This window comes from Pontibacter silvestris (assembly GCF_020907275.1).
Classification (GTDB): Bacteria; Bacteroidota; Bacteroidia; order Cytophagales; family Hymenobacteraceae; genus Pontibacter; species Pontibacter silvestris.
Window position 1 is genome coordinate 12,900 of sequence record NZ_JAJJWI010000029.1, and the last position, 15,991, is coordinate 28,890.

At 42.6% G+C, this 15,991-nt stretch carries 14 protein-coding genes and 2 pseudogenes; 4 read left to right on the plus strand and 12 right to left on the minus strand.

From position 1 onward, the window contains the following. Window positions 1-53: 53 nt before the first annotated feature. The 3 genes from LN995_RS18975 to LN995_RS18985 all read right to left on the minus strand — a co-directional run bounded on the left by LN995_RS18975 (window position 54) and on the right by LN995_RS18985 (window position 2,066). Window positions 54-365, minus strand: a complete 312-nt coding sequence (locus LN995_RS18975; protein ID WP_229962667.1) for a BTB/POZ domain-containing protein — start codon at window positions 363-365, stop codon at window positions 54-56. A gap of 48 nt (window positions 366-413) precedes the next feature. Beyond that, entirely contained in the window at window positions 414-623 is a 210-nt protein-coding gene (locus LN995_RS18980) for a hypothetical protein (protein ID WP_229962668.1), read from the minus strand. Window positions 624-713: 90 nt separating this feature from the next. After that, window positions 714-2,066, minus strand: coding sequence for a rhomboid family intramembrane serine protease (locus tag LN995_RS18985; protein WP_229962669.1), 1,353 nt, complete (start codon window positions 2,064-2,066; stop codon window positions 714-716). 115 nt (window positions 2,067-2,181) lie between these two features. On the opposite strand from LN995_RS18985, the gene LN995_RS18990 reads away from it, so the two are divergent. Together LN995_RS18990 and LN995_RS18995 are read left to right on the plus strand one after the other, a co-directional pair. Continuing rightward, the gene (locus LN995_RS18990) at window positions 2,182-2,988 is read left to right on the plus strand and encodes an N-formylglutamate amidohydrolase (protein ID WP_229962670.1); all 807 of its coding nucleotides are present in this window, start codon (window positions 2,182-2,184) and stop codon (window positions 2,986-2,988) included. Between the two features lie 292 nt (window positions 2,989-3,280). Further along, on the plus strand, window positions 3,281-3,898 hold the full coding sequence (locus tag LN995_RS18995; protein WP_229962671.1) for a tyrosine/phenylalanine carboxypeptidase domain-containing protein: 618 nt from the start codon (window positions 3,281-3,283) through the stop codon (window positions 3,896-3,898). A 551-nt stretch (window positions 3,899-4,449) separates the two neighbouring features. Here the strand turns inward: LN995_RS18995 and LN995_RS19000 are convergent. From LN995_RS19000 to LN995_RS22265, 3 genes and pseudogenes are all read right to left on the minus strand, one after another. Further along, window positions 4,450-4,638, minus strand: a pseudogene (locus LN995_RS19000) (hypothetical protein); the annotation flags it as partial. Window positions 4,639-4,684: 46 nt separating this feature from the next. Further along, window positions 4,685-4,858 (minus strand): annotated as a pseudogene (locus tag LN995_RS22260) (IS1 family transposase); the annotation flags it as partial. A gap of 135 nt (window positions 4,859-4,993) precedes the next feature. Beyond that, window positions 4,994-5,092, minus strand: coding sequence for an IS1/IS1595 family N-terminal zinc-binding domain-containing protein (locus LN995_RS22265; RefSeq protein ID WP_417629326.1), 99 nt, complete (start codon window positions 5,090-5,092; stop codon window positions 4,994-4,996). Window positions 5,093-5,584: 492 nt separating this feature from the next. On the opposite strand from LN995_RS22265, the gene LN995_RS19010 reads away from it, so the two are divergent. After that, complete coding sequence (locus tag LN995_RS19010) at window positions 5,585-7,441, plus strand: ABC transporter ATP-binding protein (protein WP_229962672.1); 1,857 nt, start codon at window positions 5,585-5,587, stop codon at window positions 7,439-7,441. A gap of 40 nt (window positions 7,442-7,481) precedes the next feature. On the opposite strand, the gene LN995_RS19015 is transcribed toward LN995_RS19010, so the two are convergent. The 5 genes from LN995_RS19015 to LN995_RS19035 all read right to left on the minus strand — a co-directional run bounded on the left by LN995_RS19015 (window position 7,482) and on the right by LN995_RS19035 (window position 14,367). After that, entirely contained in the window at window positions 7,482-7,919 is a 438-nt protein-coding gene (locus LN995_RS19015) for a hypothetical protein (protein WP_229962673.1), read from the minus strand. Window positions 7,920-8,230: 311 nt separating this feature from the next. Then, on the minus strand, window positions 8,231-8,860 hold the full coding sequence (locus LN995_RS19020; protein ID WP_229962674.1) for a rhomboid family intramembrane serine protease: 630 nt from the start codon (window positions 8,858-8,860) through the stop codon (window positions 8,231-8,233). Between the two features lie 115 nt (window positions 8,861-8,975). Continuing rightward, window positions 8,976-9,950 carry a polyprenyl synthetase family protein gene (locus LN995_RS19025; RefSeq protein WP_229962675.1) on the minus strand — a complete coding sequence of 325 codons (975 nt, stop codon included), beginning with the start codon at window positions 9,948-9,950 and terminating at the stop codon, window positions 8,976-8,978. A gap of 7 nt (window positions 9,951-9,957) precedes the next feature. Continuing rightward, window positions 9,958-12,228 carry a ribonuclease R gene (gene rnr / locus LN995_RS19030; RefSeq protein ID WP_229962676.1) on the minus strand — a complete coding sequence of 757 codons (2,271 nt, stop codon included), beginning with the start codon at window positions 12,226-12,228 and terminating at the stop codon, window positions 9,958-9,960. Between the two features lie 324 nt (window positions 12,229-12,552). Then, window positions 12,553-14,367, minus strand: a complete 1,815-nt coding sequence (locus tag LN995_RS19035; RefSeq protein WP_229962677.1) for an ABC transporter ATP-binding protein — start codon at window positions 14,365-14,367, stop codon at window positions 12,553-12,555. A gap of 193 nt (window positions 14,368-14,560) precedes the next feature. Between LN995_RS19035 and LN995_RS19040 the strand changes: the two genes are divergently transcribed. After that, complete coding sequence (locus LN995_RS19040) at window positions 14,561-15,166, plus strand: HAD family hydrolase (RefSeq protein ID WP_229962678.1); 606 nt, start codon at window positions 14,561-14,563, stop codon at window positions 15,164-15,166. A 118-nt stretch (window positions 15,167-15,284) separates the two neighbouring features. Here the strand turns inward: LN995_RS19040 and LN995_RS19045 are convergent, their stop codons facing one another. Then, a complete protein-coding gene (locus LN995_RS19045) occupies window positions 15,285-15,920 on the minus strand; it encodes a lipoprotein signal peptidase (protein ID WP_229962679.1) in 636 nt (211 codons plus the stop codon). Between the last annotated feature and the right edge of the window lie 71 nt (window positions 15,921-15,991).

Here is a 15,991-nt window from a genome sequence, read left to right on the forward strand (position 1 = left end):
CCATTATATTTTCGTTTCAGAACAATAAGTATCTATATCTGGTTGATTTTAAACTAATGTGTGGGTTTGTTGATCGTGAGTTGAAAAATAGCAGCCCCGGCAGCATAAGCCACAACATCTGCTATATCTGCTATGTGCTTTGTGTAAATGAAAGGCAAAAGCAGCTCGAAGAAAGCACCAAAAGCTACCACAGCACCAATTATATAATGTAATGGAATAACGTATTGAGGATTCTGAAAATAAACTCTTTCGGCAGCTAAAGCTATGGTAAGAACAATAGGCATGCACAGGAGATCATCCAGATACGCATGCAGTGGCCAAACAGAAACATCCGCCAGCTCCAGCGCCTGATTTAAAAAAAACAAAAAAAAGCAAAGCAAAAATGCAGGATGGCAGAGTGTCCGCATGAGAAATTAAAGAGCCACCAGGGCAACTGACAGCATAATGCCGCCAAGCACTAACAGGAATATTTCTACCGGAGTTAGTTTATATTTCTTTCCATTCATTTTTTCAGGCTTAGGCAGAATCTGACCGCAGTGCGGGCAGCGTTTAACTGGTGGCACTTCTCTACCGCAATGCGGACAGATAACAGTTTTATTTGTTGTATTTTGGTTGGAGGCCATTTTCTAAGCTTTCTTAAACTATACGTAAGTAACAACTTAGGTTTTAAGAGAATAGGGCTTCCTCAACTACATAATGTACTTATCGTTAACTTAGTCTGTACTTTGAGTCGGGGCAGGTTCTGTCAAATCTTCATTACTTAGCTCCTCTATTTCTTGCAGATAAGTGCTGATGGCATAAAGCACTTGTTGTTGCTTCGGGTGCAGCCATGATCTGTTCTCCAGTAGGTCCTCGCGCACCATCTCATAAGACTTCTTGCGCAGGCGGGCATAATCCAGCATCAGTTCCACCTGTTTAGCTTCTTTTCCTTCCAGACTTTGTAAAGCAGCCAGGTCTGCTATGCTTTCATCCCAAAGAGCAATGCTCTGCTGCAAAGGCTCATTAAATTTACTTGCTGTTGCCGCCGTGCTATCCTGCACCAACTCCCGGAACACCTCCATAGCTTTGGCCTCATTGCCAGCGAACGATTGCATTACTTTTACAAACTGAACTTTATCTTTCGGAATAGATAAAAACATAGCACTTAAAACTACTACTCCAGCTATAACGGTAGCTATGTTGCCAAAACTGCTGTAAGTCTGGGCAACGTGTCGCCCTGAACGCAACAGCAAAACAGCACCCAGCAACAGACCACATATAAGGCCGCCAATATGAGCGGCATTATCAATACCGCTTTTAAGGCCGAACATAAGGTTTAAGCCTATCACACCTCCTACATTCAGTAACATGGCTTTTTTGTTTGTCCATGGCAACTGGCGCTCCAGCAGCATCACCATCAGAAACATACCAAACATACCGAATATAGCCCCTGAGGCTCCTGCACTAACACGTGTAGGGTCCCACCACAGGCTAGCCACACTACCAGATAAGCCACAGAGTATATATGCTATAGCAAACTGTTTTTTGCCTATGAGCGGCTCTAGCATACTACCTATGTTCACCAAAGCCAGCATGTTCAGTAACAAGTGCAGCAACCCGATATGCAGGAACATGCAACTAAATAAGCGCCATGCTTCACCGGTAAGTGTATAAGGACCAAAGTTTGCACCCCAGTTGAGCAGGTCTTGTATTTCCGGCTCCATAATACCTACACCTATTATTACCATGGCTATAAAGATCAGGATATTAAGGTCGGCTAGTATAGGTGTAACAAAATAGTAAGGCCGGGGCACGAACAGCTTCAGAAAGTCTTTTGCCTTATCGGTAGCTGTGCGTTGCTCAGCCTCCACAGTTGTTTCTGCTTCATGCAGGCGTTGCTGTGTCTCTATCGATTCCGCAATATCTTTTTTTAGCTGTTCCAACCCCGGAACATGCAGGTTCCTTTTTTCAATTTCTTCTAGAACAGCGAGTATAGCCTCGTCATCCAGTTGGTTGCTTTCCTGTAGTAGTTGAAGCAGTTGCTCGTCTTCTTTCTCAGCTATATCTGCTGCGTATTTATTTTCCATCTGTCTTGGCATGCTATGGTAAAGATAAGCGATACACCATAAACTACCTAAGCGGCAAAGTTCCGCTAAAACCTTCGGCAGCAATAGAGGGTAAACCTGATATTAAAAACCTTTTATGGCACAGACAAAAGTAGACGCTTTGTACTATACCATTACACGTGGCAACAGCCCCTTAATAGCTACAGCCATACATAGCGGGCATGATGTACGCCGCAATATAAAGGACTTCTTCTTTCTATCTGAAAAAGAGCGCTTGCGAGAAGAGGACCCATTTACCGACCAATGGGTATCGGTGGCAGACAACCAGATAACAGGCCACAACTCCAGGTTTGAGATGGACCTGAACCGGCCAAGGGAAAGAGCTATTTACCGCAAGCCGGAAGATACCTGGGGGTTGCAGGTATGGAAGAATGAGTTAGCGGACGAACTGGCACTTGAATCGCTGGCGCATTACGATAAGTTTTATGAAGACGTAAAGTTGCTGCTGACAAAAGTACAACAGCAGCATGGTTGCTTTGTAGTGTATGACCTGCACACCTATAACCATAAGCGCGAAGGTGCCAGTGGCCCTGCAGCCGACCCGGAGCAGAACCCGGAAGTAAACATTGGCACCGGCAACATGAACCGAGAAAAGTGGGCTCCAGTGGTAGACACTTTCATGCATACCCTCAGCTCCTACAATTATAATGGCCGCCGTCTGGATGTGCGTGAAAACGTAAAGTTCCAGGGAGGCCATTTTATGCGCTGGATTCATGACACTTTTCCGAACAAGGCCTGCGTGCTCAGCATCAAGTTTAAAAAGTTCTTTATGGATGAATGGACAGGTAAGCCAGACCAGGCACAGTTGCAACAGATAAAGCAAGCTTTAGAGGCTACGACCAGGCCTGTACTGGAAGCGCTTGCCAAAGTGTGCCAAGTGTAAACTAACATGATGAAAGCATAACCGACAACTTTATAAAAAGCATAGGCCGCAGCTTAAAGCGAGGCAGGCAAGTACAGAGACGACTGCTAAAAGGAGGATATATCTACATTGACGAAGCCCTTCCTTTTCTGGTAATTTTTCGCCACCCGTCGGGGCAACCTGACCATGCCTCTGCCGATTTTGTGAAGGCTGTAGCTTCCTATATTATAGCTTTATGGGAAAGTAGGCTGTCAAGCGAATTGTCTGGCGCATAGACAAGCTATTTACGAGCATTACAGACCAGTTTCAGTTTTTGCTGTTAGTTACACCTGTTAATAAAAGTGAGGCCTGGGAAGAATTCAGGAAGAACAAATACAAAGCGGCTCCCACTTTCCATTACCGCCTGATGCCTATAGACGTTGACCAGCTCAAGCGAAAGCTTTATAACATTCCGATAGAAAAGATAGATGACCCTACATTAGGCTTTCTTTTCCGAGATAAGCGCCACGAGCTTGGCAAGATGCTGACCATGCTGGTCGACCGTAACACACCCGACTTCATGAATGGAGAAGCCCTACAACATAAAGGCAAATACTGCGCCATACGCCGTGTAAACAGCAAAGACGACATCCGCAGCAATATACATGCAGGAGGCAGTGTACAACAGGCTAATGTAGATCAAACAATGCTAAACCTGGTAGAACTTGTACAGCCAAAGCTGGTACAGGACGGCATGTTCTTAGTAGGCTTGGATATAGTAGGCAATAAGCTAATGGAGATAAACGTGTTTAGCCCGGGCGCTTTACCCGATGCCAGTGAAATGGAGGGTGTAGACTTCTCTAAACCTGTTATAGCTGCCTTGGAACGTAAGGTACATTACAAGAAAACTTATGGTGGGCAGATCGATAACAAAACAGTAGCCATGATCTGATTTTTCTAAAGCTGTTCTTTACAAGAGAAAGCTCAGCCAAAAAATTAGCTAAAAACACATGCTACTGCTGCACTACAAACGCGCAGCAATAGTTACAGATATAAAGCTATTTATATTTATAACTATTTAAACATCTGTGCTTTAACAAACAAAACAGGTGTTTTAGCACTTAGCACTACAGTTGCAAGAAACCAGAAGAAAAATAAAGTAGATAAAAATATAAATAATAGCGGCCACAGTTTTTGTTTTTAAGAAACAAAAACTGTACTTTTGCACCCGAATTAAGAAGGACATTCTTATCAGAAAGCTAATATATAAAGGTTATTTTAATTAACCAAATAATAGCTGCTTTATTTAACATTTTGATAAAGCCTTCTTTAAATTTTATAAAAGATATAAAGAGTTCTTAAGGAGCTAAAATATAAATATTCAACGCTGAACTTCTTGATTCAGCAGATAAGGCAAGATTAGGTTAGATTAAAGTTTAGATTAGATTAGTTTGTTTTAAGGTGAGAGAAGGCCCCAGCCATTTTGGTGGGGCTTTTCTCATTTTAGGTGATAGTGAAAGTCGGGTAGTGTTCTAAAAATAAGGAAGTTTTTTTAGGCAATTTATCAATATTGTAGTTGAATAAGAAGTATCGTAGAGCCAGGCGATGATTATCCCAGGGTCTGGAGAAGGATAGGGTCTTTCTCACTAGTCTTGGGAAGCGTTGCCAAAGGGTATTATTCAGCCGCTCAATCTTGATTGCCTGCTTCTTGTCCTTTGGGTGGCGTTACTGCCCTTTTCTAAACACGGCCCNCTAAAAATAAGGAAGTTTTTTTAGGCAATTTATCAATATTGTAGTTGAATAAGAAGTATCGTAGAGCCAGGCGATGATTATCCCAGGGTCTGGAGAAGGATAGGGTCTTTCTCACTAGTCTTGGGAAGCGTTGCCAAAGGGTATTATTCAGCCGCTCAATCTTGATTGCCTGCTTCTTGTCCTTTGGGTGGCGTTACTGCCCTTTTCTAAACACGGCCCCTTAACAGCAGCTCTATCTCCGTCTTCTTCAGGTTGCCCAGCGGAAGCTGCTCGCCTACCTGTTGTCACAGCGCCTTTACCTACGGCAGCAATGGCACTTGTAGTGCTGTTTACAGTAGTAGCTTTTACCGTTTTTCACTATATTTAGGCTATGACAGTGGGGACAGGTGCTCATGTAAAGTAAAGGTTTGGCGATCTTTTTTTAGAACACCTGCTCCTTATTGCTAATTCCTCAAAACCTACATCCTTACTTTTAGTACACTACCGGCTTTTTAGCTAAAGCAACACCACCTGCCTATAAAGTGGCTATCATAAACATAGCCATTCTTACTACTTTCACTTCTCCTTTAAGTTCTTAAATTAGTGGTCTTTATAGCAGGCGAAGGTATCACTGTGTTACTTAATAGCCAATAGTTTACATTTATTTAGGCTGTGTCTGATGAATCTAAATCTGATTATAAAATAGTCTCTAACTCTATCATCGGAGCAATTAGAGAACACTTAGGTTTTGGTTTTCCCTTCAAAAGGTATTCATCAGACACAGCCTAATATACCTGTTTCTTATTCCTTGTACAGGTAAATTTAACATAACTACTGTCTGTTATATATTATCTGCAGGAGCTGGTATAAGAAGAACAGGCTGCGGAACTGTATCGTAAACCTCCATATGAGTAAAATAAACAAAGGCGAGAGAGCAGTGTCGAAGCAGGCTGGAGATGAAAAGAAAACATTTCGGGAGCAGCTTGGAGCCTTGAAAAATTTACCAAAGTTCTTCAGGCTGATCTGGAGCACGAGCAAGGGCATGACTGTTAGCAATATGCTTCTGCGTTTAGTAAAGGCATCCTTGCCTTTGGCTTTGTTGTACATTGGTAAACTTATTATTGATGAGGTAATCCGGCTGATTGATGTAACGGGAGATCGTAACATGACTTACCTTTGGGCCTTGGTGGCTCTGGAATTAGGGCTTGCCGTACTCTCTGATTTAACCAGCAGAGGTATTACGTTCCTGGACAGTCTGCTGGGCGACCTATTTACCAACAAAACCTCTATAACACTTATAGAGCATGCAGCCACTTTAGACCTGGCACAATTTGAAGATGCAACCTTTTATGATAAGCTGGAACGGGCTCGACGGCAGACGGTAACACGTGTCGTACTTATGTCGCAGGTGCTGGCACAGGTGCAGGATAGTGTAACCATAGGCTTTCTGGCTGTGGGCCTGATAGCTTTTAACCCATGGCTTATTCTTATACTGCTGATAGCTGTAATACCTTCTTTTCTAGGAGAAACACACTTTAATGAAAGAAGCTACTCCTTGTCCCGCTCCTGGACACCCGAACGCCGCGAATTGGATTACCTGCGTTACATAGGTGCCAGCGACGAAACAGCTAAAGAAATCAAGACCTTTAATTTATCTGGCTTTTTAGCGAACAGGTTTAAGCTGCTCTCTGACCGATACTACAACCTTAACAAAAGCTTAACCATACGACGTGCAATCTGGGGCAGTGGCCTCTCTGCCATAGGCACCTTCGCTTATTATGGTGCCTACATTTTCATACTTTTTCAAACAGTGGCAGGTGTTATTACAGTGGGTACATTAACTTTTCTGGCCGGATCTTTTAACAACATGCGGGGACTATTGCAGGGTATTATGACGCGCTTTTCACAAATAGCAGAAGGGGCTTTATACCTACAGGACCTGTTCGACTTTCTGGAACTACAACCACAGATAACTCCGCCTGCTAATCCGCTACCAGTGCCGCGACCTATACAAAAGGGCTTTACGTTTGAAAACGTAGGCTTTAAATACCTGAATAGTGAAAAATGGGCAGTGAGACATCTTTCTTTTCACTTAAGAGCTGGTGAAAAGCTAGCCTTAGTCGGTGAAAACGGTGCTGGTAAAACAACACTGGTAAAGCTGCTGGCCCGCCTTTATGAGCCAACAGAGGGTAAAATTTTGTTGGATGGTATGGACCTACGTGAATATGACTTACAGGACCTGCGTCACCAGGTAGGTATTATTTTCCAGGATTACGTACGGTTCCAGATGACGGCTTCCGATAATATTGCTGTTGGCCAGATCAGCAACATTGCTGACCATGAACGTATTCAAACCTCTGCCCGAAAAAGCCTGGCGGACCCACTCATACAACGGCTGCCAGACGGTTATAACCAAGTATTAGGGAAACGGTTTAACCAGGGAATAGATTTATCTGGAGGAGAATGGCAGAAAGTAGCACTTGCCAGAGCCTATATGCGTGAAGCACAGTTATTGATATTAGATGAACCAACCTCTGCCCTGGATGCACGTGCGGAACATGAAGTATTTTTAAGATTTTCAGAATTGATAAAAGGTAAAACAGCTGTACTTATCTCCCACCGTTTCTCCACAGTACGTATGGCTGACAGAATTCTCTTTCTGGAACAGGGGCAACTGAAAGAACTTGGTTCACATGAGGAACTGCTGGCTCAAAATGGTAAATATGCTGAACTGTTTATGCTACAGGCCAGAGGTTATCTGTAATTCATATTCACGTGGAACATTAACTTCGCCTAATAAAACTCTAACTTGCTACAAAGGAATCTAACCAAGATTCTGCTTCTTTAGCAGCTACAAAGCTTTCGGCAGGCAGGTTGGTTTGCTTTACAATAGCTTGATTCTGTAACACCGCAATACGGTCTTTTGACTCTACCAAAGCAGCTTTTTTTATACCAGCCTTTACTATCAAATTCTGAGCCTGGATGTGAAGATCTGCTATGCTTTGCGGATGCGTAATCATAGCAGTAAAATCGGCTAATAGCGTAAATCCAGATCTTACGAACAATAGAGTTCTCTTCCAATCCTGTAAATAATCAGGAACGGATTCAATGCTCTTCCAAAACCCATTTATAACTAAATAAACTCTGTTTTTAGTGCTGTCATACATTAACTCATAACAAGAATTTTTAGATATTAAGGTTTTAGATTTGCCTAAACCGGTATTTTCGCTTTTACTGTACATACTATCTTACCAATACGTACGTGTAAACACCGATATATCGTTATAAAATAAGAAGAACTTATAGGCTTATTATTCTATTATAGACACAGTAACCTTAGATAAGCAAAATTATTGGGTTTTAAAAAGTACAATATTATTGTACAGGTCTATCAAAGACATGTAGAAGAACCATCTTATAGCACCTTGTCAGCAGGATATGCGCGAATAATATTTGTTTTGAAGTGTACTTATTTTTCAGCAGATAGTACGTTCTGCCTTAGCCAATACTTTTTGTTGCGTTTGCATTTTAATATAAACTATAAGTAATAACACTAAAATAAGCGCCAGGTACTAATCTGCTGAAAAAAGCTAGGTAAGGCCTGTGGCACCAGTATAAGACTAAGTACAAAGCCAAACACAGCACCATAAAAGTGGGCATCATGGTTTACATTATCGCCCATTCGCTTTCTTGAAAAGTAAGAGTACATCAGGTAGAGCACACCCAGTATAAAGCCTGGAATACATAAGATAGCGTACAGGCATATATCTTGCGTCGGGTAGAAAAGGATACTTGAAAACACCACAGAGGCTACACCCCCAGAAGCGCCTAAAGCACGGTACCCAGGATTATGACGATGTTTTAAGTAAGTTGGAATGTCGGAAACAATAATACCACCCAGGTAAATAAGAAGATATATTAAAACACCGGTTGTTGCTCCAAATAAGTAAGAAAATGTCTGCTCTACAGCCTGCCCAAAAAAGAAAAACGTGAACATATTAAATAACAGGTGTGAAAAATCGGCATGCAGAAAGCCAGAGGTAAGAAAGCGATACCAGGAGTTATCGCGTTGAACCGCGTAAGGTTGAAATATCCAGCGGTTCATTATATCTTGGTTTTGCCAGGCATACCATGTAATTCCGACTGTGATAATAATAAGTATAACGGTAACGCTAAGATCCATGCTAGGTAATTATTTTAAATAAAAGAATGATTGAATCTGGACAAAGAGAATACTTAACTTCTAAACTTTTCCCTTTGCCCAAGTGCCTTTTGTATCGATGCTTACGGCGATTTCTTTAAGCCTCCCGCTCCATTAGCTGCATAGCCAAGGTACGTATGGTAACTTTGGCTTCTTTAGGTACCTGCACGGCATCGAGGTGCTGTAACGCTTTTTGAAAATAATTATCTATCTCCTGTTCTGTTTGTTGACGAATGCCCAGCTGATCATAAACGGCTGTAACTTCTTTAACTTTTTCTTCGGCTGTAGCATCTTCTGTTTTATTGCGCCAGCTAACAATGGTCTCCAGTTGTTTGGGGCTTGCCTGCTCCAGTGCAGTCAGCATCAGGAAGGTCTTTTTATCGGAAAGGATGTCTCCGCCTATTTGTTTGCCGAATTTATCTTTGTCACCATACACATCCAGCAGGTCATCGCGAAGCTGGAAAGCAATGCCTACATTATTGCCAAACTGCTGCAGGTGTTCTGCATCCGTGTCAGGCGCCCCCTGAAGTACAGCTCCAAGTTCTAGGCTAAAGCCTAAAAGCACGGCTGTTTTCAGTGTAATCATCTGGATATATTCCTGTATGCTTACCTGCTCACGTTGCTCAAAATTCATATCTAACTGCTGGCCCTCGCATACTTCGGCTGCCGTTTTGCTGAACAGTTCCAGTACCTTTTGTAGTTTATCTGGTGCTACACCTAGTAACAACTGGTAGGCCCTTACCAACATCACATCACCAGCTAGAATAGCTATGTTGGAGTTCCATTTTTCGTGCACTGTTTGCTGCCCGCGACGCAATGGAGCCTTATCCATAATGTCGTCGTGCATGAGCGTGAAGTTGTGGAAAACCTCTACTGCCGCAGCCGGCAAAAGAGCCTTTTCCACATCCTCATCATATAATTTTGCCGCCAAAAGCACGAGTAAAGGTCTTATCCGCTTTCCGCCCAACGACATAATGTAACGGATTGGCTCATAAAGTTCCGTAGGGCTTTCACCATAGCGGAGGGTGGATAAAGTACGGTTAATCTTTTCAGAGAGGATTGAGGTATCCACAGGGTGCTTAATGTTGTTTAAGTGTTTCTATCAGCTCTAAATCGATGGTGCGTTCGGCCAGGTTAGCACTTTTTACTTCTACCATTACCTCATCACCAAAAGAAATAATGCGTTTGGTTTGGCGGCCAATAATACGATAATTATTAGAGTCCAGTTCATAGTAATCATCATTCAGATCGGAAAGCCTTACCATACCCTCGCACTTGTTCTCCTCGATTTCTACAAAGATACCCCATTCTGTGACACCAGACACAATTCCTTTGTATTGGTTTCCGATAGTATCTTTCATAAACTCTACCTGCTTATACTTAATAGAGGCACGCTCGGCGTCAGCGGCACGTTTCTCCATTTCAGATGAATGACGACAACGTTCTTCGTACTCCTCTTTGTCTGCAGATTGATTCCCATCCAGGTAGTGCTGCAGCAGGCGGTGGGCCATCATATCCGGGTACCGGCGAATAGGCGACGTAAAGTGCGAATAATGGTTAAACGCCAGGCCAAAGTGCCCTTCTGGCTCTGTGCTGTATTTTGCCTTTGCCATCGTTCGGATTGCTAAATTCTGAAGCACGCTTTGCTCCGGTTTACCTTCCGTCTCCTCGGCCAGATTATTAAGTTCTTCTGAAATATCACCTTCTGGGTCGACTTTATAGCCAAACTTGCGAGCAAACAGCGAAAACGTGCTCAACTTGTCCGGGTCAGGAGAACCGTGGGTACGGTAGACCATAGTAGGGCGACGCTTACCTTTACCAAGGTTGTAAACATACTCTGCAACCTTTTTATTTGCCAATAGCATAAACTCTTCTATCAGCTTGTGCGCATCTTTGCGTTCTTTTACAAAAACTGATAGCGGCCTTCCATCTTCATCCAGCTTAAACTTAACTTCTGTGGTTTCGAAGCTTATAGCACCATTCTTGAAGCGTTTATCCTTTAGCTTGTGGGCTATGCCATTTAGTATATTTATCTCTTTTGCAAAGTCGCCCTCACCTGTTTCTATACGCTCCTGCGCCTCTTCGTAAGCAAAGCGACGGTCTGAGTAGATAACAGTGCGGCCAAACCATGAATCGTAAAGTTTGCCATTGTCATCCAGCTCAAACACAGCAGAAAAAGTTAATTTCTCTTCGTTTGGTCTAAGAGAGCAAAGGCCGTTAGAAAGTCGCTCCGGCAACATTGGTATGGTTCTATCTACCAGGTAAACCGAAGTAGCTCTATGGAAAGCCTCTTTCTCAAGTAAGCTGCGTGGGTGCACATAGTGTGTTACATCAGCAATATGTACACCTATCTCCCAATGCCCGTTTTCCAGTTTCTGAATAGACAAGGCATCATCGAAGTCTTTTGCATCAACAGGGTCTATAGTGAAAGTGGTTACATCTCTAAAGTCACGGCGTTTAGCAATTTCTCCGGCTGTTATCTTCTCAGAAATCTGGTCTGCTTCTTCCTCTACTGTTTCCGGAAACTCAAACGGCAAACCAAACTCTGCCATAATTGAGTGAATCTCAGCTTCATTTTCTCCCGCAGGGCCAAATATTCGAATTACTTCTCCGGTAGGGTTTTTGTCAGGCGCTTCAGGCCATTCTACAATTTTAACCAACACTTTATCGCCGGCGTTAGCTCCATTCAGTCCACGCTCACCAACAAACACATCAAAGTAAAGCTTCTTAAAGTCGGGCACCACAAAACCGAAGTTTTTTGACAGCTCCATAATTCCAACTAACTCCGTACGCACACGCTCCAGCACTTCAACCACCACACCTTCTGCACGTCCACCTCGTACCGATGGCAACACCTCTACTTTTACCAGATCACCATCCATGGCATATTTCAGATGTTCCCGGAACACGCGCACATCATCCTCTGTCTCCTCTGATACAATGTAGGCATACTTGCTGTTTGCTAAGTCAACGCAACCCGTAATTATGTTCACGCGCAGGTTCAGCATGAATTTTTCACCATCGATTGGTAGAAGCTTGTTTTCACGCACCAGTGTTTTCAGGCATTCGTTTACCTGATCGCGTCCCTTTTTATCTGTCACTCCCAGGCGGCGGGTTACCTGGCGCTCTGTAAATACAGTGTCAGGGCTATTGGAGAAAACCTCCAGCACAATGGCCTTTGCAGATTTAGGTGCACCTTTACGTCCTGTTGGTTCTCTTCTGGCTGAGCCTTCTCCTCTTGTTGATGATTTTCTTCTTGATGACTCTCCTCCTCTTCTGGAGCTAGTTCTGTCATTGCGGTTGTCATTATCTTTTTCTTTGCCGCTTCTTTTGTTGCTTTTGCTTCTCATGTATCAATGTCGTCTATTATGGATAGCTGCCCCACCGGTAGCTTCTCCATTTCCAATTCTTTAACCTAAGGATATTTTACTATACGCCTAAGACAGGGGCTTTGGTTAAAGCGAGGGGGGTAATTAGATGGTGAAGTTATAGAGAATCTTCTATATATAGGCTAAGAGAACCGTTAAAGTTGACTCTTTGTGCTGAAAACTATCTGATGAGAGGCTGTTCCTCATGCTTTTCCACTGAAAGAAACTCGGCAAAAGCGTACTGCCAGCTGATAAGCAAAGCCTTTCGGTTTCCTGTTCAGGTTCAAGCCTGCATTAAAAGGTCGCTTATGTCGTCTCTCTTCTTTTCTGAGCTGCTATAATGTCTTCTGCCTCTCCTTTTGGAATAGCACTCATGAGGGTGCGCGTATATTCCTGTTGCGGATTCTGATATAATTCGTCTGTTTTTCCGCTTTCGATAATCCGGCCTTCATTCATCACGAGAATACGATCTGACATGTATCTGGCTACAGAAAGGTCATGTGTAATAAAGATGTAGGTTATTCGGAACTCTTGCTTTAGCTGGTTGAGCAGGTTTAGTATTTGTGCCTGCACCGATACATCTAGGGAAGATACTGCCTCATCACAGATAATAAATTTAGGTTGCAAACCTAATGCCCTGGCAATGCTGATCCGTTGCTTTTCCCCACCTGAAAACTCGTGTGGAAAACGATGAAAATGTTCTTTTAAAAGTCCCACTTTATCAAGTAGTTCCACAGCTTTTTTACGACGTTCTTTATCATTAGCATATAGTTTATGCACACGCATTGGTTCTACAATAGCCTCACCTACAGTATGCATGGGATTTAATGACGTAAAGGGATCCTGGAAGATCATTTGGAAACATTGCCGACGCTTGCGCAACTCTTCCGGATGTAGTTTAGAAAAGTCTTGCCCATTGAAAAGAATTCGGCCTGCAGTTGGCTCTATCAACCTTAGCAGCGCACGTCCTAAAGTAGTTTTTCCACAGCCTGACTCACCTACTAAACCAATGGTTTCGCCAGCTAATAATTCGAAGCTTACGCCATCCACAGCCTTTATATAATTAGTTGTGCGGGAGAAGAAGCCTTTCTTTACCGGGAAGTGTACTTTCAGGTTTTCCACTTGCAGCAGCGGGGTTGGCTGATAGCTTTCTTTATTTAGCTCAGGACTGGCAGTTATTCTGGAAAAGTTATTACTTACACCCGCTAAAGAAGGCTTTTGTTGCTGCACTGGCTTTTCCACAATATTTCCATGCTCATCTTCCTGCATAAAATCAGAAACTGTAGGCAATATAGCATGTGGTACAGCAAACAACTTTGGCCGACAGGCAAGTAAGCCTTTTGTATAAGGATGCTGCGGATTTGTAAAGATATCCAATACCTTTCCCTGCTCTACAACTTTGCCTTTATACATAACAAGAATATGGTCTGCTATCTCGGCTACCACACCTAAATCGTGCGTGATGAATAAAACCGCAGCATTCTCCTTTACCCGAAGATCATCTATCAGTTCCAGCACCCGCGCCTGTACTGTTACATCCAGGGCTGTCGTTGGCTCATCGGCAATTAGCAAACCAGGCTTACAGGCCATAGCCATTGCAATCATTACACGCTGCTTCTGCCCACCTGAAATTTCATGTGGATAAGCATCATAAATCTTATCTGGGCGAGGCAGCTTAGCCTGCTCAAAAAGGGCTACAGTATGGTTACGGGCTTCTTTTTTGGAAATATCAGTATGTAAGAGCAACACTTCTGCTACTTGTTTTCCACAGGTAAAAACAGGGTTCAAGGATGACATTGGCTCCTGAAAAATCATACCAATTTCGTTACCCCTTACCTGCTGTATTTGCTTCTCCTGAAGTTTAAGCAAGTCTACCTGCCCTAGCTTCTGTGATTGAAAAATAGCCTCGCCTCCCCTTATGTAACCAGGTGGCGTGTCAATTAACTGCATTATAGATAACGCAGTTACTGACTTACCTGACCCCGACTCCCCTACTATAGCTACTATTTCACCAGGGTGTACTTCGAACGACACCTTGTCCACAGCTTTAGTAATGCCGCGATGTGTGGAGAAAACCGTTTCCAGATTTCTAACCTGAAGTATAGGAGTTGGAGTTAGCAAAAGATTATGGTGTATGTTTTGTTAAAGATAAGCTGTTTCAGCCATTAATATCAACCTATCAGCTATCCACCTCTTTTATAAATGTTTTATTATCATGTAAAGCTAATATTTTACCGACTGCAAAAACTTTTCCGGTTTGTTTACCGATACAGGAGATGCTACTTTTATCATCTTATTCATGATTAAATAAACTATGACAAACACGATCATTTTCGACCTTGGTGCTGTTTTAATCGACTGGAACCCTAAATACCTTTATAGCAAGATCTTTCAGGAAGATGCTGAAATCACTCAATTCTTAGAAAACATTTGTACTTCTGATTGGAATGAAGAGCAGGACGCCGGGCGTCCTTTACAAGAAGCTACAGATATGCTAGTTGCACAGTATCCGGAGCACAAGGAAAATATTAAAGCTTACTATGGCAGGTGGAAAGAAATGCTGGGAGGTGCCATAGAAGGCACTGTTGAAATATTCAGAGAATTGAAAGACAGTAAAAAATATAAGATATACGCTCTTACAAACTGGTCAGCAGAGACATTTCCTATTGCCCAGGAACGTTTTGAGTTTTTAACCTGGTTTGATGGTGTAGTTGTATCAGGAACAGAAAAAGACCGTAAGCCCTTCCCAAGCTTTTATCAAACCCTGCTGGACAGGTACCAGGTAAAGCCAGAGGAAGCTGTTTTTATTGATGATAATTTACGTAACATTCATGCGGCACAAGAAATAGGAATAGACTCTATTCACTTTACCTCTCCTGAAGATTTACGGGCGAAACTTAAAGAGAGAGGTGTGCTATAAACTTCAAGCTTTGCAGCCTTTTGCTTCAGATAAATCACCCTGAAAGACCAACCAATATTTAAAAACGAAAAGCGGCTATTTTAAAAAATAGCCGCTTTTCGTTTTTAAATATTGGAGATTAAAGTTCCTGCTGTTTCTGTGTTTCGATAGTCCTGTTACTATGATTTTCTGGCTCTGAGTCAGTTCCAAAGAAACGTTTCTGATTCAGTAAGATCAGCAACACACCTACAAAAATAGCAGAGTCAGCTACATTAAAGATAGGCCACAACGACATTGGTTGTCCTCCTAATATTGGAACCCAACTTGGAACTATACCCTCCCATATATCTACATAGAACATATCTATTACCTGCCCATGAAACCAAGGAGTCTGAGACCCATAAGGTGCATTATCAAACCAAACACCATAGAACGTACTATCGATCAGGTTACCAATGGCCCCGCCTAAAATGAGAGCTATACACCATATTAAACCTTTAGGAGCTTTATGCTTAGCCAGGTAATACAGGTAATAACCGATCCCGAACATGGCTACTAAACGGAACAGGGTCAGGATAAGCTTACCATAATCAGAACCTAGCTCTACACCGAAGGCCATACCTGGGTTTAAGGTATAATGCAACTTCAACCAATCTCCGATCAGGTGAATTTCTCCTGGTAATCCCATTTCCATGTTGTAATGCACCACAAGCTTTACAACCTGGTCTGCCAGGATAACGGCAATACTAGCCAGGTAATACTTCCAATATTTCATATGCATTTATTAAGCGGCAATGCGTTCATTCTCTGTAATACTACCGCTGGGAAATATACTTTTATAAGTAT